The organism is Micromonospora sp. WMMD723 (genome assembly GCF_049863385.1).
Taxonomy (GTDB): Bacteria; Actinomycetota; Actinomycetes; order Mycobacteriales; family Micromonosporaceae; genus Micromonospora; species Micromonospora wenchangensis.
Genome location: NZ_JBMKNR010000001.1, coordinates 4,841,100 through 4,861,934, shown reverse-complemented (window position 1 = coordinate 4,861,934; position 20,835 = coordinate 4,841,100). Strand labels below are relative to the sequence as shown.

Here is a 20,835-nt window from a genome sequence, read left to right as displayed (position 1 = left end):
GGGCTGCGGGACCGCCCGCCCGGGGATGCTCGGCAGGTCCGGCCGCCGGCACACGGTCGGGGGTGACTCACCACGGTTTGCGGGTTTCTGCGCAGGTTGACCTATCCGAGCACGGCCGCCGCCGCTGCCAGGGTGACCAGCGACAGGGTCGTGGTCAGCAGCACCGCCCGGCTGGTCACCGCCTCGCCGACGCCGTACTCCTGGCCGAAGATGAACGTGTTCTGCGCCGTGGGCAGGCCCGCGCACACCACCACGGCGAGCAGCTGCGGCGCGGGCAGGTGCAGGGCCAGTCCCGCGACGTACGCGACGACCGGCTGCCCGACGAGCTTCAGCGCGGCGATCACGGCCAGCTCGGCCGGCGCGGCCCGCTCGTCCCGCGACGGCGTACGGCGGTGTAACGACGCGCCGAGCGCGACCAGAGCGGCCGGAGCTGCGGCGCCCGACAGCAGGGTGAGCGTCGCGTCGGCCGTCGCCGGCAGCCGCAGGCCGGCAGCCGAGCAGGCGACACCGAGCAGGGACGCCAGGATCACCGGGTTACGTACCGGCAGGGAGGCGATCCGGTGCATCCGTACCCGCCCGGCGGGGTCGCGGTGCCGGTCCAGGGCGACCAGGATCACGGGTGCCACCACCAGCACCTGCAGCAGCACCACCTGCGCCAGGAACGCCACGTCACCGAGCACCTGGGTGGCGATGGGGATGCCGAGGTTCGCCGAGTTGACGTACCCGGCGGCCATGCCCCAGACGGGTCGTTCCCCGGGCGCGCGACCGAACAGCCGGCTCGCACCGAACCACCCGCACCCGACCACGGCAGCCGTGCTGACCGCGAAGGCGAGCAGGGGGCGGCCGGCGAACCCGGACAGCGGCATCCGGGACAGTGCCAGAAACAGGGCGGCCGGCATCGCCAGCTGGAACACGAACCGGCCGAGTACCGCCGCCCCGGCCTCGCCCAACAGGCCCCACCGACAGGCCGCGTAGCCGACCACGGTGAGGATCCAGATCGGCACGAACGCCGACACCAGACTCATCCGGGTGTCACCGACGGCCGGACGAGGGGGCGCCGCGCCCGGTGGCCGGCGTCCCCGGGTACCCCGTCATCAGTATCGCCTCGATCCGCGTCACCCCGGGACGATCACCCCGGCGGCCCTGCCACCGGCCGGCTTGCGTCTCGTCTCCCGCTACCGTACGGACGTGGCGCGGGTACCGGTGACCGGCATGTCGGGCGCGGGAAAGACGACGGTCCTCGACGAGCCTCACCGGCGGGGTTTGCGCACTGTCGACACGGACCACGGCGGCTGGGAACTGACGTGGAGCCACCGTCGGACTCGACCGACCTGGCGGACACCATCGAAGTGCTGCTCGGGGAGGAGCGCTGATCGTCGACCGCATGTCGTGCTCGGGCCGTGGCCCCACCGGTACTAGACTCGCCGGCCATGGGCCTGCTCACCTTCAGCCTCAACGTCACCCTGGACGGTTGCGTCGACCACCAGGAGGGGATCGTCGACGACGACACGCACGCTTTCTTCACCCGGCTCATGGACGAGAGCGGGGCGATGCTGTGGGGTCGCGTCACCTACGAGATGATGGAGAGTGCCTGGCCGGCCGTCGCTTGCGGCGACCAGGAGGCACCGCCTGCCATGCGGGAATGGGCGGCCAAGCTGGAAGCCAAGCCCAAGTACGTGGTGTCGACGACGCGCACGGACTTCCCGTGGACCAACAGCCACCACATCGCCGGTGACCTGCGCGAGGGTGTACAGAAGCTCAAGGACGCGACCCCGGCCGGGGTCCTGCTCGGCAGCGGCAACCTCGCGACCGAGCTGGACCGGCTGGACCTGATCGACGAGTACCGGATGCTCCTGCACCCCCGGATCGCCGGTCACGGCCCGACCCTGCACCAGGGTGGGCTGCCCAGCACCCGCCGACTCGAGCTGGTCTCGGCGAAGCCGTTCCGCAACGGCGCGCTGGCCCTGCACTACCGCCGCGCCGACTGATCACCGGAGTCCGACGTGGAGCTCCCGGAGTCCGGCCGCCGCGCGCGGATCACGGACCGGTGCAGGCGTTGGTGATGGTCGAGGTCCACACCTCGGGGTGGGTGAACCAGAAGTCGTGCGGTACGTCCGCAACGGTGGAGAACCGTCCGTGTGGCACGAGTGCGGCGAGCTGCGCCAGGGGCCAGGACGGGCGGATGTCGTCGCCGGCGGCGATGAAGTGCATCGGTACGCCGCAGGTGGCGAGCCCGCGCCACAGGTCGGCCCGGTGGGTCCATTCGGTGAACGAGTCGCCGAGTGCCGCGTGGACCTCGGGTACGTGGTCGATGTCTACCACCGGCTGGGTCGCCCTGCCGGCCTTGTACGCCTCGGTCCAGGTCTGGTCGCGTTGCGGTCCCCTACCGGCGATGCTGACCACCGCGGCCACCGCCTCCGGATGGTCGACGGCGTAGCGCACCGCGAGATCGCCACCCCAGGAGTGACCGGCGACGATCCAGGTGACGACACCGACTGCGGCCCGGATGGCTTCGAGGTCGGCGACGGCTTGTTCCATGGTGTGCGGGCCACCGGTCGAGCGGCCGACGCCGCGCGGCTCGGGGTACCAGGCACGGTGGCCCCGTGGCGCGAGTTCGTCGTGTTCCAGGTACTGCACGCATCCCGGGCCGCCACTCAGGACGACGACGTCGGGCCCTTGACCGGTGACTCCCACGTGCAGGGTGGCGGTTCCCACCTGAACCGTCCGGGATTCCATGTCCGGGGAAGCTATCAGCCGAGTTCGTAGCGACCAGCGGGATGCCGCCGGCCGGCCGTGGTCACCCTGTTCTCACAGCTCGACCAGGGCCAGCGTCCACTGGCCGTGAGCGTCCTCCCAGAGGGTGACGATCTCGCCGACCGGGACCGAGTTGTACTCGTGCCGCTCGTCTTCCTCGTAGTAGTCGCCGTCCTCCTCGGCCGCCGCGACGATACGCAGGGCGTCCTCGCGGGTGCCGTCGGTGGCTGCGCGGATGCGGGAGACCCGCCACGGCACACCGCTGAGGTCGCGGCCGACGAGCGCACTGCCGGGCACGAGGTTCTTGTCGTCGTCATCGATCGCGAAGAGGGTGCCGGGTCCGTCGACCAGCAGCGTGTCGGTGTCGCCGATCATCAGGCCGTCGTCGACGACCTGTCGTTCGCCGCGGAGCACCGCCGGGTCGAGCCAGGCCGGCCGCCGGTCGAGTCCGACCTCCCTGATGAAGTTTCCCCAGGCGTAGAGCGCATACATGCGCGCATGCTATCGAGCGGCAGGATCCTCGCCTGTTCGGGAGGAGCAGCACCCCGGTGGGCCTCATGCCTGCCGGTGCGCAGCTCGACAGGTCGACCAGACGGCGACGGCGAGAGCCACCAGCACGGCGCTGACGATGACCGGGCCGTGCACGCCGAGGGCCTCGATGGCGAGACCGCCGACGACGGGTCCGGTGACGGCACCGATGTTCAACGCGACGGTCGCGAAGGAGCCACCCATCGTGGGTGCGTCGCGCACGGTGGCGATGATCCGGGCGATGAGCGTGCTGCCCAAGGCGAAGGACAACCCGCCCTGGGTCAGGGCGAGGATCCACAGCGCCACGGGGCTGGCGACGGTGAACGCCAGCAGCACCCAGCCCGCCGTGAGCAGCGGCCCGGTGACAGTGATCAGCGGTCGCCAGTGCCGGTCACCGAACCGTCCGGCCACGGTGACACCGAGGAACGCGCCGGTGCCGAAGACGGCGAGCAGCAACGGCACGGTGCGTTCGGTGATCCCGGCCGGCCCGGTGGCGATCGCCGAAAGGTAGGTGAAGGTGGCGAACGTCGCGGCGTTGACCAGCACGGCCAGCACGATGTTCCCCTGTGCCGGACGCCGACGCAGACTCGCCAACTCACGGCCGATGGCGCTCCCGGCGTCCGCTGCGGCGCTCTGCCGGGGGTGGGTCGGCGTGGCCGCCAGAACCGCGACCAGCGCGGGCAGGCAGAGCAACGCGATCGCCCACAGGGTGGCGCGCCAGCCCAGCACGTCGCCGACGAGGGCACCGGCGGGCACTCCGACGATCAGCGCCAGCGTGGTGCCGCCGAGGATGACTGCCAGCGCGCGGGTGTGCCGCTCGGCCGGCACGATGCGCGTCACGGTCGACAGTGCGACGGCGAGGAACCCGGCGTTCGCCAACGCGGCCCCGATCCGCGAGGCCAGCAGGATGGCGAAGCTGTCGGTGACCGCGCCGATGACGTGCGCGGCGATGAACAGGGTCAGGAAGCCGGCCAGGGTCCAGCGGGGTGGGAGCCGGCGGGCAGCGGCGGCCATCGCCGGCGCGCCGATGACCATTCCCAGGGCGAAGCCGGCGGTGAGTAGCCCGGCCCGGCCGAGCGGAACCGCCAGGTCGGTGGCGATGCCGGGAAGGATGCCGGCGAGGACGAACTCCGAGGTTCCCTGGGCGAACACCGCGACGGCGAGCAGATAGAGGAGGACGGGCATGCGTGAGCCTTCCGAAGCAGGGACGTGATGGGTGGCAGGCGGGTGGCACTGCCGGTGCTCCGGACGCGCAGGAACTCACGCGACGTCGCCGCCGACCGGGTCGGCGCGGCTCGTCAGCGCAGGGGCGGGGGCATCTGGGGCTACCGGGAGGCCGGCAGCCCTGACCGGTCCGCTTGGGGAGAACTCACCTCGCGAGGCTACCAAACGGGCCCGTTGTCGCTGGTGGGCGCGCGACGACGACGCCCGCGGGTCATCTCGACCCGGTGCGCGTGGTGGCGGGGCTGACCCGGGCGACAGGTCAGAGCTTCGGCCGACAGCAGCCGGGTGGGTTGGTGGCGAGGCCACCAACCCACCGCGCCGGGGACACGACCAGCAGCGAGCACCGGCGATCCCCCGGATCGGGAAACGCCTGTCCGGCGGAGGTGCTAGGCGGTCCCGCGCCGGCCCAGCCACGTCAGGATCGCCCCGGTCGTCTCCTGCGGCTTCTCCTGCTGGATCCAGTGACCGCAGTCCAGACTGACCACCTCCACGTTCGGCACGAATGCCGTCAGCCGTTCCGCCTTCGCGACCGGGTCGCGGTCGCCGTAGATCATGAGGGCGGGCTGTCGGATGATCGGGTCCACGTCGGCCAGCAGACGCCAGTTGCGGTCCAGGTTCCGGTACCAGTTGATGCCGCCCGTGAACCCTGCCGACTCGAAGGCGGAGACGAAGACGGCCAGGTCGCTGTCACTCATGACGGGCTCCCCGGGCGGGGTTTGCGCCCTGGCGAGGTTGATCAGCGCATTGCCCGGCTGGGGCGCTGCGGGGGGTACGTTCCTGCGGTACAGGTTCCGCAGGAACCGGGACGTGTCCTGCTCGAACACGGCGTCCGCGACGCCCGGCTGCCGGTTGAAGTGCACGAAGTAGAAGTCGTCGCCGAGGGCGGCCGCCATGGCCTCGATCCAGGGCGTCTCGCCGCGCTCCTGGTAGGGCACGCTCAGCGCCACCACGCCGTTGACCCGGTCCGGGTGCAGCAGGGTCAGGCCCCAGACGACGAACGCGCCCCAGTCGTGGCCGACGAAGGTGGCGTCGGCGTAGCCGTAGTGGTCGAGGAGGGCGACGAGGTCGCCCGACAGGTGTGCGATGTCGTACTCCGTCACGTCGGTGGGCCGGGACGAGGTGCCGTAACCCCGCTGGTTCGGGACGATGACGTGGTAGCCCGCCGCAGCGAGGGCCGGCACCTGGTAGCGCCAGGAGTACGCGTGCTCCGGCCAGCCGTGGCAGAGCACGACGGGGTTGCCCACGTTCTGCCGGCCGGCTTCGAAGACTTCGAGGTGCACGCCGTTGACCGGAATGTGGGTGGGCTCGGGAAAGTCGATGGTCATGCCGGCATCCTGCGGACCGATACCGGTCACCTCCTGACCGGTTTTCGTGGCAGTGTCGTCCGGGTGCGAGCCGACCGGTTGATGGCCCTGCTCCTGCTGCTGCAACAGCGCGGCCAGGTGACCGCGGCGGAGGTCGCCCGGGAGTTGGAGGTCTCCGAGCGCACCGCCCGCCGCGACCTCGACGCCCTGGGCATGGCCGGCGTGCCGGTGTACTCCGTGCAGGGCCGGGGCGGCGGCTGGCGCCTCGTGGGCGGTGCCCGTACCGACCTGTCCGGGTTGACCGCGGGTGAGGCCCGCGCCCTGTTCCTGGTCGCCGGCCCGGCCTCGTCCGTCACGCCCGTCGCGAAAGCGGCGCTGCGCAAGCTCGTCCGTGCGCTACCGGAGCCGTTCCGGGAGCAGGCCGAATCGGCGGCGACGGCGCTCGTCACGGACCCGCGAGGCTGGGGGGCGAGCCAGGTCGAACGCCGACCGCCGCGGTTCGTCGACGAACTCCAGGACGCGGTGATCCGCGGCGTCCAGGTCCGGCTCGGGTACGTCGACCGCGACGGCACCGCTACCGGGCGGAGGGTCCACCCGCTGGGCATCGTCGCCAAAGGCCCGGCGTGGTATCTCGTCGCGGGCACCGAGACCGGCCGGCGGACCTTCCGGATCGACCGGGTGTCCTCCGTCGATCCGACCGCCGATCCCGTGCACCGGCCGGAGGACTTCGACCTGGCCGGGAGCTGGCGCGAGATCGCCGACGAGGTCGAACGCAGGCGAACGCCCGTCGAGGCGCACGCGATGTGCGCGCCCCACGGGATCGGCGTGCTCCGGATGGGGTTCGGTGCCCGCCTCGACGTGGGAGGTGCCACGGTTGACGGCCGTGTCGAGGTCGTGATCCGGGGCAACGACGAACGCAAGCTCGCCGGTGAGCTTGCCGGACTGGTCGACTACCTGGAGGTGACCGGCCCCACGGGGGTGCTGGACCATCTGGCCGCGATCGGCACCGTGCTCGTCGATCGATACGGCCCACAGCGGCAGGGAGCCCTTACGGCAGAACGGTGATCGAGGTCGGCGCTGGCGCTGCACGGTCGGGGCCGCTACCGCGACGGCAATTTTGTCAAGCCATTGAACTAATCCGGTTGCTGGACGTAGGGTCGGGTACCGCCGAGCTACGGAGGAACCGCCATGGGTGGCGCGAGGACTCTCGTCGCCGGGGTCGACTCGTCGACCCAGTCGACCAAGGTCGTGATCTGCGACGCCGAGACCGGCGAGGTGCTCCGCGCGGGCCGCGCCCCGCACCCCGACGGCACCGAGGTCGACCCGCGGGCCTGGTGGGCCGCGTACGAGCAGGCCAGCGCCGGCCTGCTGGACGGTGTGGCCGCGATCGGCGTGGCCGGACAGCAGCAGGGCATGATCTGCCTCGACGAGGCCGGCGAGGTGCTGCGTCCCGCCATCCTCTGGAACGACACCCGCTCGGCGCGCGCCGCCGCCGACCTGACCGCCGAGTTCGGCGGCCCGACGGCGTGGGCCGACGCCGTCGGGCTGGTGCCGGTGGCCAGCTTCACCGTCACCAAGCTGCGCTGGTTCTCCCGCGCCGAGCCCGAACTCGCGGACCGCACCAGCACGGTGCTACTGCCGCACGACTGGCTCACCCACCGGCTGCGCGCGGACGGCGGCGAGCCGACGACCGACCGGGGCGAGGCGTCCGGCACCGGCTACTGGTCACCGGTGGCCGGCGCGTACCGGCAGGATCTGGTGCGGCTCGCCTTCGGCCGGGACGTGGCACTCCCCCGGGTCGCCGGGCCGGCCGAGGTGGTCGGGGAGACCGCCTCCGGCGCGCTGCTGTCGGCCGGCACCGGTGACACGATGGGCGGGGCGCTCGGCGTCGGCCTGCGACCGGGTGACGTGGTGGTCTCGCTGGGTACCTCGGGGTGCGTCTACGGGCTCAGTGACGGGCCGACCGCCGACGCGAGCGGCCTGGTGGCCGGGTACGCCGACGCGACCGGCCGGTTCCTGCCGCTGGTGTGCACGCTCAACGCGGCCCGGGTGCTCGTCGCGGTCGCCGACCTGCTCGGCCGGTCACTGGCCGAGTTGGACGACCTGGCGCTCGCGGCACGACCCGGCGCGGGCGGGTTGACGCTGCTGCCGTACCTGGACGGGGAACGCACCCCCGATCTGCCCGACGCGCGCGGTCTGCTCGCCGGCCTGACCCGGGCGAACGCGTCGGCGGCGAACCTGGCGCGGGCCGCGGTGGAGGGCATGCTCGGCGGCATCGCCGACGCCCTGCACGCGCTGCGCGCCCAGCACGTCCCGGTCGACCGGGTGTTGCTGATCGGCGGTGCGGCCCGGTCCCGCGCGGTGCGGGCGGTCGCGCCGGCGTTGTTCGGCGCGCCGGTGAGTGTGCCGCGCCCGGTGGAGTACGTGGCGCTCGGCGCGGCACGGCAGGCGGCCTGGGCGCTGTCCGGAAACCCCGGGCCACCGCCGTGGCCGGTGGAGACCGAGGAGGTCACCGCCGCCGGCACCCCCGAGGTGTACGAGCGCTACGTCGACGTCCGCCAGCGGGCGTTACCGCTGCTGACGTGACACCGGCAGCGTCCGGGGTCCTCCTGTTCGGTCCTGCTGGTGGCGTCGGAGGGGTTGCGTCCCGCCCGGTGCGGCGCAGCGGGGCACCCGCCCGGTGGCGGGTGCCCCACTCGTCCGGGGGTGGGCTACCGGAAGGTGACGTCGCTCCTGTTGACCTTGCAGTTGGCGTCGTTCCAGCCCTCACCGAGGTAGCTGGGTTCGCTGCCCTTGGGCACACCCTTGTACTTGCCGCAGATGGTGGCCGAGCCGATCACGACCACGCGGGTGATCGTCGCGGTGTCGTTCCAGTTGCTGTTGATGCCGGCGAGCATGTCGATGTCGTCGACCAGGACGTTGTCGATGCGCACGTGCCGGGTGTACGAGGTGGTGCAGTTGCCGCAGCCGCGGTACAGCTTGCCGGACCCCTTCAGGTAGAAGCCGGAGATGTTGACCGTGCCGTTGCCGTTGTGCTGGAAGGTCTTGTCGCTGCCGCTGCGCGCGCCGCCACCGATGACGTACGAGGTGCCGCCGTTGGTCTGCTTGAAGGTGGCGGCGTCCTCACCGATGTCGTTCCACCACACGTTGCGCAGGGTGCAGGTGCCTTCGCAGTGCACGCCGTCGCCGGCGGGCGAACCGAGGATGACGTTCTGCAGGGTGCCCCCGTTGGCGATCTTGAACATCGGGTCCTGCGACTCGCTCTGCCCGCCGTCACCGATGCAGCAGTAGGTCTTCATGCCGCCGTCGAAGGTGCCGGAGACGTTGACCGTGCCGGAGATGCCGACCGAGCCGGCCGACGACGGCCACGCTCCGGTCGGCGTACCCGGGTTGCCGGTCGGGCCGGACGTCGGACCGCCGGTGGGGCCGGCGGTCGGGGTCGACCCGCCGCTTGCGTACGTCTCGAACTCGGCGATCCGTGGGGTGCCCGACGCGCTGGTGATGACGAAGGAGATCTTCTTCAGCGAGGTCGAGGAGAAGGTGATGGTGCTCGGGGCGCTGCTGCCGCTGGCCAGGACAGCGCTCGTGTCGTTGTTCCTGAGCTGCCAGCCGCTGATCGATCCGCCACCCGGGGCCTGCACGATGACGGCCGAGGACACCGTGGTGGCACTGCCCCACTTGACCGAGATCGTGCCGGTCGAGCCGCTCGGCGACCAGTAGGTGCCGGTGTTGCCGTCGATGACGTTGCCGTAGCTGGTGCCGCTGGCCTTGCTGGAGCCGTCGGCACCGGCGCCGAGGCTCAGGTTCGTGGCGGCGGAGGCGCTGGGAATCTGCAGTGCCAGCGCGACGACGGCACCTGCGACCACAGTGACACCGCCGGCCAGCCATCGCGAGGTGACTTTGCGTCTCATCTGGATCCAACCTTTCGAGCATGAGCGCCGGGACGGGAAAGCGCTTTCCATCCAACGATAGGGATCGGTCGATGATGAGGCAAGGGTCACACCGTGTTCATCTGCCGAGACGCCGGCGCTGCTGCGCGCAGGAGCGGTGAGCACACCTGTCGGTCTGCTCGGACCACCTCCGGTCGACCTGCCGGGCGCCCCGGGGATCGCCGGTCGGGCGGACCCGCTCGACAGGCTGATCGGGCTGCGGTCGCACTGCCGGGGGTCCTTCGACGACCAGCTCCACAGCGTTCCGGGCGGGAAGGGCCCGGCTCGTTCTGCATTCCCTGCGGATCGCCGCCGACCAGATCAGAGCGCTTCATCTCACCCCGGCACACTTCCGCCCGACATCGAGGTGGGTGACGTCTATCGATGCAGTGCGCGAGCGCCGTACGCCTGGATCATGGCCGCACCGCGGCCCTCTACCTCCGGCCCGTCCGACGCCCGGCGTTCACCGGCCGGGGCGACCGCCCGGCTCGCGCCGGCCGGGGCCGGTCGTCCCGGCTCAGGACCGGCGGGCCCGCAGCGCTGCCGTCCCCGCAGGCGAGTCCCCGGGTGGCGCACCGCCTTCCGACGGTCGTTCCACCACCGACGGCGGAACCAGGGAGAAGACCGGTGGCGAAAGGGGGCGCGGCCACCGCCCGACAACGGTGGTTGCCGAGCGATGACCGCGGGGACGGGTGCGGGATCAGGCCGCGATGGTCTGCAGGTAGACGGTCCCTCCACAGGAGAGCGTGCTGAGGTTCTTGAACCACATCGCGAGCTGACGCTGCGATGATCCGTCACTGTTGATGCGCTGGACGTAGACCACGCGGGTGACCTCGAACTGGCAGTAGGTGGGGAAACTGCCCTGGGGTGACGGGCCGATCACGTAGGCCGAGGTGACGGGATTCGCGTTGTTCCAGGTCGTGGACCAGGTGCTGCCGGGGCCGACGGTTGCCATGGAGAACTGCGATCCGATGGTGGTGGAGCCGAGCCGGATGTCGGTCTGGCAGGTGATGGTCCCCACGTTCTTGACCTCGACCCAGATCTGCCGGAGGGAGCTGCCCGGCTGCACGGTCCAGATGCGGGTCACCTGGAACTGGCAGGCCGCCGAGCTCGTGGCCCCGTTCGGGTTGAGACCGGCCACCCAGATGGTGTTCCAGGGGACGTTCCACAGGTGCGTCTGGGTGCCACCGGGGCTGACGCCGCCGGTCGACACCAGGGACGTGCTGGTCACCGCCGTGAGTTGCACCGTCGCACCACAGGCGATCGAGCCGACGTTCTTGACGGTGAACTGGTACTGCCGCTCCCCACTGGGCAGTTGGACGTACCGGCTGTTGATCGTCTCGAACTGGCAGGTGGCCGAGGTGGTGGCACCGGCCGGGTTGTAGCCGACCACGTAGGCGGCGTCGGCCGGGGCATTGGTCCAGGTCCAGCCCTGGGTGCCGCCGGCCGAGACGGTGCCGGTGAACCACGCCGCGGCGGTGCCGATCCCGCCCTTCGCGGCCGGGCCCAGTCCGTTCGACGCCGCTGCGGCGGCCCGCGCGTCGCGCAGCGACGACGGCGATGGCTGCGGCGGCTGCGGAGACGCGCCGGCCTGCGCGACCCCGGACGATGCGACGACCATGCTGAGCGCCGTCACCGCGAGGAGAACCGCGCGGATTCTTCGTCCCATTGAAGCTCCTTTATCTCGTATTCCGGGCCGTCCGCCCGGCTCCATCAGGCTGCGCGGTGCCGCTTGCCATCGGCTAGCCATCCGATAGCCGCCCTGGCAGCTACGCATAGAATCGTCATCGATACATCGATGTGGGGGCTGGATGACATGGCGCTTGCTCGGCCCGGTCGAGGCCGTGGTGCGGGGCGAGCGAGTGCCGCTGGGGCGACCCCAACAACGCGCGGTGCTGGCGTATCTGTTGCTCAATCCCAACGTGGTGGTGTCGGCGGAACAGTTGGCCGAGGCGCTGTGGGGCGGTGCTCTCCCCACCCGTGCACGGGCACAGGTCCAGGTCTGCGTCTCCCGCTTGCGGCAACTGACCCGGGCGGCCGGTATGCCCGAGACGATCCATTCGGATTCCGGCGGATACCGCCTCGAGTTGGCCGGCGACGACCTGGATGTGGCGGTCTTTTCCGGGCTGACCGAAACCGCACGCCGGCACGCCGACTCCGGCCGGCACGAGCGGGCCGCGACCCTGTTGCGGCAGGCGTTGGCGTTGTGGCGGGGACCGGCACTCGCCGGCGCGTCCGCCGCGTTCGTACCGGCGGCCGCCGCCGGCCTGCACGACAAGCGGCTCGCCGCGTCCGAGGACCTGTCCGACGCCGAGTTCGCGCTCGGCCGACACGCCGCCGCGGTGGCGCCGTTGCGCGAGCTGGTCACCGCCAACCCGTGGCACGAGGGACTCGCCGCGCGGCTGATGACGGCGTTGGCCGGATCGGGGCACCAGGCCGAGGCGCTGCGGGTGTTCGAGCGGATCCGCCGCCTCCTGGCCGACGAGCTGGGCATCGAGCCGGGCCCGCGCCTCGCGGAGGCCCACGTGCGGGTGCTGCGGCAACAGTTCCCGCCGGGCGGGCCCGCGCCGTCGGTCCCACAGACCGGTCTGCGTCCCGCCCAACTGCCCGCCGGGCTGGCCACCTTCACCGGCCGCGGTGACGCACTCGCCGCGTTGGACACGATGCTGAGCCGGGCGCGGGAGAACGGCGCGCTGGCGGTCGTCGCGATCGTCGGGACGGCCGGGGTGGGCAAGACGGCGCTGGCGATCCGTTGGGCCCACCGGGTACGGCCACTGTTCGACGACGGGCAGCTGTTCCTGGACCTGCGCGGTTACTCCCCCGGCGCGGCGACAGCGCCACTGGACGCGTTGTCGCGCTGCCTGCGCGCGCTCGGTGTGCCGCCCACCCGGGTGCCGGACGACGTCGACGAGGCGACGGACCTCTACCGCAGCGTGCTCGCCGACCGGCGGGTGCTGATCCTGCTCGACAACGCCCGCGACACCGCGCACGTACGGCCGCTGTTGCCCGGCGGCGCCGGCTGCCTGGTGATCGTGACCAGCCGGGACGGCCTCGGTGGGCTGGCCGCCGGGCACGACGCGCAGCGGCTGTCGTTGGACGTGCTCGCGTCGCAGGAGGCCACCGAGCTGTTGACCCGCGTCATCGGCGCGCAACGGGTCGCCGGGCAGCGGGAGGTTCTCGCGGAACTGGCCCGTGACTGCGCGCACCTGCCGCTGGCCCTGCGGATCGCCGCGGCGGACCTGCACGGCCGGCCGCGCGAGACGGTCGGTGCGTATCTGGCGCGGCTTCGGGCGGGCGACCCGCTGACCATGCTGACCGTCCGTGACGACGAACAGGTCGCGGTGCGTACGGCGTTCGCCGCTTCGTACCAGACCCTGCCACCGCGACTCCAGCGGCTCTTCCGGCTGTTCGGCCTGGTGCCCGGCTGCGACGTGACGGCGGAGTCGGCCGCCGCGATGCTCCGCTGCGACGCCGGCGAGGCGGCGGACATGCTCGCCCGGATCGCCGACGCGCACCTGGCCCAGGAGCGGACGCCTGGTCATTTCGGCACCCACGACCTGCTCGGCCGGTACGTGACCGAACTGGCGGCGGTGGAGGACAACCGGGAGACACTCGTCGATCTGCTGTCGTGGTACCTCCACAGCGTGTACGCCGCAGCCGACCGGCTGTATCCACAGGTGCTGCGCGTGCCCACGCGGCCACCCGCGCCCACCGGGCCACCGATGCGGTTCGCCGCCCACGTCGACGCCCTCGCCTGGCTCGACGCGAACCGGCACAACCTCGTCGCCGTGACCCGCCACGCGGCGCACCAGGAACTGCACGCCTTCGCCTGGTCGCTGGCGGATGCGCTACGCGGATACCTGTGGCTGGGAATGCACACCACGCAGTGGTCCGAGGTCGCGGGGATCGGTCTCGCCGCGGCCCGGGCCGACCGGCACGGGCAGGCCGAGGCGGCGGCCCGGCTGAGTCTCGCCGCACTGCACTGGCGGCTGGAACGGTTCCCGGAGGCGATCGAGGACTATCAGCTGGCGTTGCGCTGCGCGAACCGCTCGGGATGGCACGACGGTGAGGCGGCCGCGCTGGGCAACCTGGGTCCGGTGTTCCGGATGACCGGCCAGCCGGGTGAGGCCCTGCGGGTCATGGAGCAGGCGCTGGAGTTCAACACGCGCAACGGCCGTACCGCGGGCGTCGCGGTCAACCACAACAATCTCGGACTGGTCTGCGCCGACCTCGGGCGGCTCCGGGACGCCGCGGACCATCACCACGCGGCGCTGACCCTGGCGCACCAGGGCGGGGCGACCTCCAGCCGGGCGCTGATCCTGAGCAACCTGGGGGTCGTCCACCACCTTCTCGGCCGGTCCGACGATGCGTTACGGACGCTGAGCGAGGCGCTGGAACTGCATGAACAGACGGGCAGCCGGGGTCGTGCCACGACGCTGTGTGCGCTGGCCCGGGTCCACGGCGACCGGGGCGACCACCAGCAGGCGGCCCGCCTGGCCCGGCAGGCGCTCGACATGGCGCGCGCGCCGGTCGAACCCCGGGTCGAAGCACTCGCTCTGCACGTCCTGGGCGTCGTCGAGGGCAGGACCGGCACCCTGTTGGACGCCCTGCGGACCGCGCGCTCGACCGCCGACCGGTACCTCGAGGCCGATGTCACCGTCAGCCTCGCCGAGATCGACGAGCCTGCGGCACCGTCCTGGTGTCATGCGGCGCTGTCCATCACCCGGCAGTGCGGCTACCTGCTGCTCGAAGGCCGGGCGCTCACCGCCCGCGCCGCGGCCGAGTACCGGGCCGGTGACGTGGCCGCCGCCCGGCGCAGCGCGCGACTGGCGGCCCGGTCGCACGCCCTGACCGGCCACCAGCCGGGCACGGAACGGATCGAGAAGCTACTCGCCCTCCTCGCCGCGGAGTCCTCGCCGGACACCGCCTGCGGGCTCGGTCAGCAGTGAGACGAGTCCGTCGGCGACGAGGGTCGGCCCGCGTCGGGCACGTCGAGGACGAACGCGGCCTCGGGCGGCCGGGGTCCGGGCCCGCACGGCTAACCTGCCTGGGTGCGAACCACAGCTGCGCCTCGCGGCCCGCTGGTCGGCAGGGAGAACGAACTCGGGCTCCTCGACGAGCTGACCGACGCCGCACGGTCGGGCCGGGGCGGGGCGCTGGTGCTGCGCGGCGAACCGGGCATCGGCAAGAGCGCGCTACTGGATCACGCCCGGGGGGCGGCGTCGGAGTGGCGGGTGCTCCTGGCGTCCGGGGCGGAGTTCGAGCGGGAGTTGCCCTTCGCCGCCCTGCACCAGCTGTGCGTGCCGGTGCTGGGCCATCTCGCCGACCTGCCCGTCCGGCACGCCGACGCCCTGCGGACCGCCTTCGGGCTGACCGCGGGCACACCGGACCTGTTCCGCATCGGTCTGGCGACCCTGGAGATGCTGGCTTCCGCGGCCCGGGACCGCCCATTGCTGTGTGTGGTCGACGATGCCCACTGGCTGGATGCGGCGTCGGCGTCGGCGCTGAGCTTCGTGGGCCGGCGGGTGTCCGCCGAGCCCGTCGCCATGCTGTTCGCGCTCCGGACGCCGACCCCGGGCGGACTCGACGAACTGCCGGTCCTCGATGTCGGCGGGCTGAGTGACGTCGACGCGCGGGCGCTGCTCGCGGCGCAGAGCCACCTGCTGATCGACGAGCAGGTGCTCGGCCGGCTCGTCGCCGAGGCGCGGGGGAACCCGTTGGCGTTGCTCGAACTGCCGAGGTCGGGTGGCTACGGCCCACCGGACACGTCGTCGGTGCCCGCCCGGATCGAGCGCGGGTTCCAGGCCCGGCTGGCGCACCTGTCCGACGAGGTCCGTCTCCTGCTGACTGTCGCGAGCGCCGATCCGACGGGCGACCCCGGCCTGTTGTGGCCCGCCGCAGGGAGGCTGGGCGTCGACGTGCCCACGGCCAGCGTGGCCGCGGCCGCCACGGGACTGATCGAGTTCTCCACCCGCATCCGCTTCTGCCATCCGCTGGCCCGGTCGGCGGTCTACCGGGCCGCGCGGGCCGGCGAGCGGTACACGGCCCACCGCGTGCTGGCCGAGGTCACCAGCGCGATCTCGGACCCGGACCGGCGCGCGTGGCACCGCGCCCAGGCCACCGCCGGTCCCGACGACGACGTGGCCGCCGAACTCGCCCGCTCGGCCCAGCGTGCCCGGGCGCGGGGCGGCGTGGTCGCCGCAGCGGCCTTCCTCGAACGTGCGGGAGAGCTGTCGCAGGACGCCACCGGACGGGTCCAGCGGACGCTCGAGGCGGCACAGGCCAGGCTCGGCGCGGGTGACCCCCGGCGGGCCGCCGCGCTGCTCGGCGCCGTCGAGAACGCGGTGCTCGACGAGTCGCAGCACGCGTACGCCGATCTGCTGCGGGGGCAGGTGGCCTTCCAGAGCCACCACGACCACAACGGACCGGCGTTCATGATCCGTGCCGCGCGCCGTCTCGCGGACCTGGACCCGGACCGGTCCCGCAGGTGCCTCCTCGACGCACTCGAGATGAGCCTGCTCGTCGGCCGGGCCAGCGGCGTGATGGAGACGGTCCTGGCCGCGGCCCGGTCCTCGGTGTCGACGCCGCGCCCACCCGATGCCCTGGATCTGCTGATCCTGCTGAAGGAGGAGGGGCACCGGGTCGCCGTTCCGCTGATCCGGCAGGTCCTCGACGGACCCGACAATCCGCTGTGGATCGAACGACCCGCGCTCGCCCTCATGCTCGCGGGTGAGATGTGGGACCCGCACCTGCACGCGACGATCACCGGGTGGCTGACGAGGACCGGCCGCGAGTCCGGCTCGCCGCTGCTTCTGCGACTCGGTCTCGCCCACACCGGCTCGCACGGCGTGTTCGCCGGCGACCTCGGCTCGGCGATGGTGGCGATCGCCGAGGAGGAGGCGATCGCCGAGGTGATCGGCGGCCCACCGCTGCCGTTCCACCGGATTCAGATGGCCGCGATGCGCGGCCGCCGGAAGGAGGCCCTGCAACTCTTCGAGAGTTCCATGATCGCGGCGACGGCGAAGGGCAGCGGCCTCCTGGTCGCCAACATCCACTGGGCGGCGGCGGTACTGCACAACGGCCTCGCCGACCACCCGGCCGCCCTGGACGCCGCCCGGCAGGCCGTCGCCGCAGGCGACCTCTTCCTGGCCAGCTTCGCACTGCCCGAACTGGTGGAGGCCGCGGTCCGTTGCGGCGAGACCGACGTCGCCGCAACCGCCCTGCAATCGCTGACCGAACGCGCCGAAGCCAGCGGCACCGCCACGGGCCTGGGCGTCGCGGCGCTGGCCCGGGGGCTGGTGACCGGGTCCGAGGAGCAGTACCGCAACGCCGTCGAACATCTCCAGCGGAGCCCGCTGCTGCCCTACCGGGCCAGAGCCCATCTGCTGTACGGACAGTGGCTGCGGCGCGAGGGCCGCAGGCGGGAGTGCCGCCCGTACCTGCGCACCGCGCACGGCCTGCTGTCCGGGGCGGGGCTCGAAGCCTTCGCCCAGCGGGCCGCCGACGAGTTGCGGGCCACCGGCGAGCGGCCGCGCAGCCGGTCCGGTCACACGTACGACCAGCTCACCATGCAGGAGGTGCACATCGCGCGGCTGGTCGCCGCCGGTGCCACGTCGAACGAGGTCGCCGCCCGGCTGTTCATCAGCCCCCGCACCGTCGACGCCCACCTACGCAGTGTCTTCCGTAAGCTCGGCGTCACCTCCCGCCGGCAGCTCAGGGATCAGCCCGGCCTGGGGGCGTGACCCGTCCGCCGAGCGGTTCCACCGCCTCAGGCCCGGCCGTGTCGCTTCCCGCCCTGACGCTGTCGGGGAGCGGCGGGTCGGGAGCCCGGCACGGTGGACGGACCGGTGTTGTCCTAAACCCGTTGTTCGCGGCGACCTGGGGTCCGGCAGAACCGCACTCCGGTTCCGCGAACTGTGGACGGGCCCGACGCCCGCGGCACACTGCGCCTGTTGGCCTCCATCGGTGTCATGGACCGGACGTAGGGTCCACGGTGAACGCCGCGGCGTGGTCGGTGACCCACTGTCGGAACGTTCGTGGGGGCGTTCCGAGGATGTCGGCCACTGCGGAGGTGCGGTACGCCGGCTGTCCCAGCGCGGCGTTCCACGCGTTCAGGAGCATGTCCACCGCCGGTCGTGCGGCCTGCGGGGTCCCGCGCCGGAACTCGTCGGGTGACAGTTCCTCGAACGCGACCGGGCGGCCGAGGACGTCACCGATGATGCCCACCTGCTCGGCCTGGCTGAGGGACTCGGGGCCGGTCAGGACGTGGTCGCCACCGACGTGTCCCTCCTCGATGAGCATTCGCGCGACGACCGCCGCCACGTCGCGGTCGTCGACGGGTGCCGTCTCGGCCGCCCCGTACGGCCACCGGACCGGGCTGCCCGCGCGGATCGCGGTGGCCCACCAGAGCAGGGCGTTCGACGCGAACATTCCCGGTCGGACGACCGTCAGGCCGAGTCCGGTGCCGGTGATGAGCCGCTCGATCTCGGCGTGCAGCGCCGCCATCGGGTTCGGTTGCTGGAAGAACGGGTGCGGGGTGCGGTGCGGCGCGGACAGGTGGACGATCCGCTGTGCGCTGGCGGCCAGCCGGTCGACGACGGCCGCCGCGCTCTGCGGTGGGGCGGTCCAGACCAGGAAGACCGTGCTGACGGCGTGCAGCGCGGTGTCGAGGGATGCGGGCGCGGTGAGGTCGCCGGTGACGACCTCGACGGTGGCGGGCAGCGTCGCCGCCGACTCGGAGCGGCGCACGAGGGCACGGACCGGCACGCCCGCGTCGGTCAGCAGGTCGATCACGCATCGTCCGACCCGGCCGGTCGCCCCGGTGACGAGCACCGGCGGCCTGTCGCCGGGTGCATTGGCGACCACGCCGTCGGCGATGGGGGTGCGGGGGTTGTCTGCCTGCCTCATGACCCCATCGAAACGTTACCGAGTTAAAAATGCAACCCGGTAACGAATGTTACCCTGACCGCATGATCGAACGGACCGGGCTGCGGGCACGCAAGAAGGCACGGACCCGGGACGCGATCGCCGACGTGGCGATCTCGCTGTTCCTGACGCACGGTTTCGACCGGGTGTCGGTGTCCGACATCGCCGCGACGGCCGAGGTGTCGAAGCCGACCCTGTTCCGCTACTTCGCGACGAAGGAAGACCTGATCCTGCACCGGTTCGCCGACCACCAGGGCGAGGCCGCACGGGTGGTCCGCGACCGGCGGCCCGACGTGACGCCGATGGCGGCGTTGCACCGGCACTTCCGGGCCGGCCTCGACCGCTTCGAGCCGGTCACCGGCCTCAACGACCAACCCGAGGTGGTGGCGTTCCACCGGCTGGTGTTCAGCACACCGAGCCTGGCGGGACGACTCGTGCAGTACACGCTCGACGACGAGGACGCGCTGGCCGACGTCCTCGACCGGGGCATCGAGGGCCGACTCCAGGCCGCCCAGGTGATCGCGGTCCACCGCGTACTGGCCCGGACCAACTGGCGCAAGATCGCCGATGGGCGGACCGCACGCGACGTCCAACCCGAGGCGGTGGCCGACGCGGACCGGGCCTTCAGTCAACTGCGCCACGGAACGGACGACCCATAGCCCCCGCTCGGGGCCGTCACGCCGTCGTCCGCCCGGCCGCCGCAGGACTGTCCCCGGCGGGGACCGCCTGACCTGCGTGGCGCAGGCACCAGAGCCGACGGGCGAGCGCGACCGCCCCCAGCACACAGCTGACGAGGGACAGCAGTGGCAGCAGTGGCAGCAGCCAGGCGAAGACGATCCAGTACCCGAGGTCGAAGGTCGCGCCGAAGAGCAGGATCGGCAGCACCGCGGGCAGCGTCGCACCCAGCACCGTCGCCAGGGTCAGGGGCACGAGCCGCAGGATCGACAGCGGTCGTCGCGTCGTACGGCGTCGGACGGCCCAGCGGCGCGCCCGGACGGCCGCGGTGACCAGCAGCGCCGCCAGCACCACCGTGAGCCCGAGCAGGACCGCGTTCACGGTGTCGAGCGGATTGCTCATCGGCCGTGTCGGGGTCCCGAGCCGTTCCGCGAGCAGGTTGGCCGACAGCTCGCCGGGCGCGCCGACACTGTTGGTCAGGACGACGGCGGCCCTGCCCGTCGTGGGCGAGAAGACCATGTCCCCGGTCCACGTCGCCAGGGTCCCGCCGTGGCCGATCATCGGCGGGGCACCGGCGGCGGCCGGGCGGGCCTGCCAGCCCAGGGCGTAGTCGCCGGCCTTGGGCTGCACGGTGTGCAGCTCGGTCCGGGCGGCGGCGCTGAGCAGGCCGGCGCCGGGGCCGCCCTGGTTGAACCGCAGCCACCGCACCATGTCGTCCAGGGTCGAGATCACCCCGCCGTTGCCGGCGCACGTCCCCGGCATCTCCGGCACCGCGACGGCGAACCCGAGCACGACCCCGTACCCGGACGGCAGACCTTCGGCGCGATCGGAACACCCCGGCGTCGAGCGGGTGTGGGTCATCCCCAGCGGGGTGAACAGCTCGGCACGCAGGAACTCGTCGAAGGGCTGACCCGACACCACCTCGACGATCCTCGCGGCGATCGTGAAGTTGGTGTTGTGGTAGACCGGTCGGCTGCCCGGTTCGGCGGCCAGGGTCTCGTCGGCCAGCCGGGCCACGGCCTGCCGCGCGTCGCGCGGAGGCGGAAACACGTACTCGTCGTTCGTGCTGGCCGACAGGCCCGAGGTGTGGCTGAGGAGGTGCCGCACGGTGATCGCGGTGAAGCGCGGATCGGCCATCCGGAAGTCGGGAAGGACCGTGACGACCGGGTCGTCCAGCGCGACACGGCCCCGGTCGACCAGCAGCATGACCGCTGTCGCCGTCATCGACTTGCTCATCGAGGCGATCCGGAACGGCGTCCCCGCCGTCACCGCGTCGCCGTCCCCGTCCCGGCCGCGGACGGTCGTCTCGACCGACGAGCCGTCGATCACGGCCGCCGCGACCCCCGGCGTCGCGTAGGCGGAACGGTAGTCGTCGACCAGCCCCCTGCCGGTGGCGTGGGCCGGCGTCGCCGAGGCGAGCGGTACGGCGACGAGCACAGCGGCGACGGCGGACAGGGAGGTCATCCGGGGAGAACGCAGACGGTGGAGAGGCACGA

General features: G+C 72.4%; 15 protein-coding genes. 6 read left to right on the top strand and 9 right to left on the bottom strand.

The window, feature by feature from the left end:
- Nucleotides 1-101: 101 nt before the first annotated feature.
- Nucleotides 102-1,025 carry an AEC family transporter gene (locus ACN261_RS21250; protein WP_425851750.1) on the bottom strand — a complete coding sequence of 308 codons (924 nt, stop codon included), beginning with the start codon at nucleotides 1,023-1,025 and terminating at the stop codon, nucleotides 102-104.
- Between the two features lie 405 nt (nucleotides 1,026-1,430).
- Between ACN261_RS21250 and ACN261_RS21245 the strand changes: the two genes are divergently transcribed.
- The gene (locus ACN261_RS21245) at nucleotides 1,431-1,988 is read left to right on the top strand and encodes a dihydrofolate reductase family protein (RefSeq protein WP_421481410.1); all 558 of its coding nucleotides are present in this window, start codon (nucleotides 1,431-1,433) and stop codon (nucleotides 1,986-1,988) included.
- Nucleotides 1,989-2,037: 49 nt separating this feature from the next.
- On the opposite strand, the gene ACN261_RS21240 is transcribed toward ACN261_RS21245, so the two are convergent.
- The 4 genes from ACN261_RS21240 to ACN261_RS21225 form a co-directional block, all read right to left on the bottom strand.
- Entirely contained in the window at nucleotides 2,038-2,736 is a 699-nt protein-coding gene (locus tag ACN261_RS21240) for an alpha/beta fold hydrolase (protein WP_421481409.1), read from the bottom strand.
- Nucleotides 2,737-2,808: 72 nt separating this feature from the next.
- Nucleotides 2,809-3,246 (bottom strand): hypothetical protein, encoded by a 438-nt coding sequence (locus tag ACN261_RS21235; protein WP_421481408.1) that lies wholly within the window; start codon nucleotides 3,244-3,246, stop codon nucleotides 2,809-2,811.
- A gap of 63 nt (nucleotides 3,247-3,309) precedes the next feature.
- Nucleotides 3,310-4,467: a Cmx/CmrA family chloramphenicol efflux MFS transporter gene (locus tag ACN261_RS21230; protein WP_425851747.1), complete on the bottom strand. Its 1,158-nt coding sequence runs from the start codon at nucleotides 4,465-4,467 to the stop codon at nucleotides 3,310-3,312.
- Nucleotides 4,468-4,892: 425 nt separating this feature from the next.
- Complete coding sequence (locus tag ACN261_RS21225; RefSeq protein ID WP_421481406.1) at nucleotides 4,893-5,831, bottom strand: alpha/beta fold hydrolase; 939 nt, start codon at nucleotides 5,829-5,831, stop codon at nucleotides 4,893-4,895.
- 63 nt (nucleotides 5,832-5,894) lie between these two features.
- Here ACN261_RS21225 and ACN261_RS21220 point away from each other — a divergent pair, with 63 nt between their 5' ends.
- Together ACN261_RS21220 and xylB are read left to right on the top strand one after the other, a co-directional pair.
- Nucleotides 5,895-6,875: a helix-turn-helix transcriptional regulator gene (locus ACN261_RS21220; protein WP_425851745.1), complete on the top strand. Its 981-nt coding sequence runs from the start codon at nucleotides 5,895-5,897 to the stop codon at nucleotides 6,873-6,875.
- A 123-nt stretch (nucleotides 6,876-6,998) separates the two neighbouring features.
- Entirely contained in the window at nucleotides 6,999-8,396 is a 1,398-nt protein-coding gene (gene xylB / locus ACN261_RS21215; protein WP_425851744.1) for a xylulokinase, read from the top strand.
- 125 nt (nucleotides 8,397-8,521) lie between these two features.
- Here xylB and ACN261_RS21210 read toward each other — a convergent pair whose 3' ends face one another.
- Together ACN261_RS21210 and ACN261_RS21205 are read right to left on the bottom strand one after the other, a co-directional pair.
- The gene (locus tag ACN261_RS21210) at nucleotides 8,522-9,721 is read right to left on the bottom strand and encodes a pectate lyase (protein ID WP_425851742.1); all 1,200 of its coding nucleotides are present in this window, start codon (nucleotides 9,719-9,721) and stop codon (nucleotides 8,522-8,524) included.
- A 718-nt stretch (nucleotides 9,722-10,439) separates the two neighbouring features.
- Complete coding sequence (locus ACN261_RS21205) at nucleotides 10,440-11,408, bottom strand: hypothetical protein (RefSeq protein ID WP_421481402.1); 969 nt, start codon at nucleotides 11,406-11,408, stop codon at nucleotides 10,440-10,442.
- 142 nt (nucleotides 11,409-11,550) lie between these two features.
- Between ACN261_RS21205 and ACN261_RS21200 the strand changes: the two genes are divergently transcribed.
- Both ACN261_RS21200 and ACN261_RS21195 read left to right on the top strand, forming a co-directional pair.
- A complete protein-coding gene (locus ACN261_RS21200; RefSeq protein ID WP_425851740.1) occupies nucleotides 11,551-14,688 on the top strand; it encodes a BTAD domain-containing putative transcriptional regulator in 3,138 nt (1,045 codons plus the stop codon).
- Nucleotides 14,689-14,790: 102 nt separating this feature from the next.
- The gene (locus ACN261_RS21195) at nucleotides 14,791-17,481 is read left to right on the top strand and encodes an ATP-binding protein (protein ID WP_425851738.1); all 2,691 of its coding nucleotides are present in this window, start codon (nucleotides 14,791-14,793) and stop codon (nucleotides 17,479-17,481) included.
- A 226-nt stretch (nucleotides 17,482-17,707) separates the two neighbouring features.
- Here the strand turns inward: ACN261_RS21195 and ACN261_RS21190 are convergent, their stop codons facing one another.
- Nucleotides 17,708-18,646, bottom strand: coding sequence for an NmrA family NAD(P)-binding protein (locus ACN261_RS21190; protein WP_425851736.1), 939 nt, complete (start codon nucleotides 18,644-18,646; stop codon nucleotides 17,708-17,710).
- Nucleotides 18,647-18,708: 62 nt separating this feature from the next.
- On the opposite strand from ACN261_RS21190, the gene ACN261_RS21185 reads away from it, so the two are divergent.
- Nucleotides 18,709-19,323 carry a TetR/AcrR family transcriptional regulator gene (locus ACN261_RS21185; RefSeq protein WP_421481398.1) on the top strand — a complete coding sequence of 205 codons (615 nt, stop codon included), beginning with the start codon at nucleotides 18,709-18,711 and terminating at the stop codon, nucleotides 19,321-19,323.
- 16 nt (nucleotides 19,324-19,339) lie between these two features.
- On the opposite strand, the gene ACN261_RS21180 is transcribed toward ACN261_RS21185, so the two are convergent.
- Nucleotides 19,340-20,833: a serine hydrolase domain-containing protein gene (locus tag ACN261_RS21180; protein ID WP_425851735.1), complete on the bottom strand. Its 1,494-nt coding sequence runs from the start codon at nucleotides 20,831-20,833 to the stop codon at nucleotides 19,340-19,342.
- Between the last annotated feature and the right edge of the window lie 2 nt (nucleotides 20,834-20,835).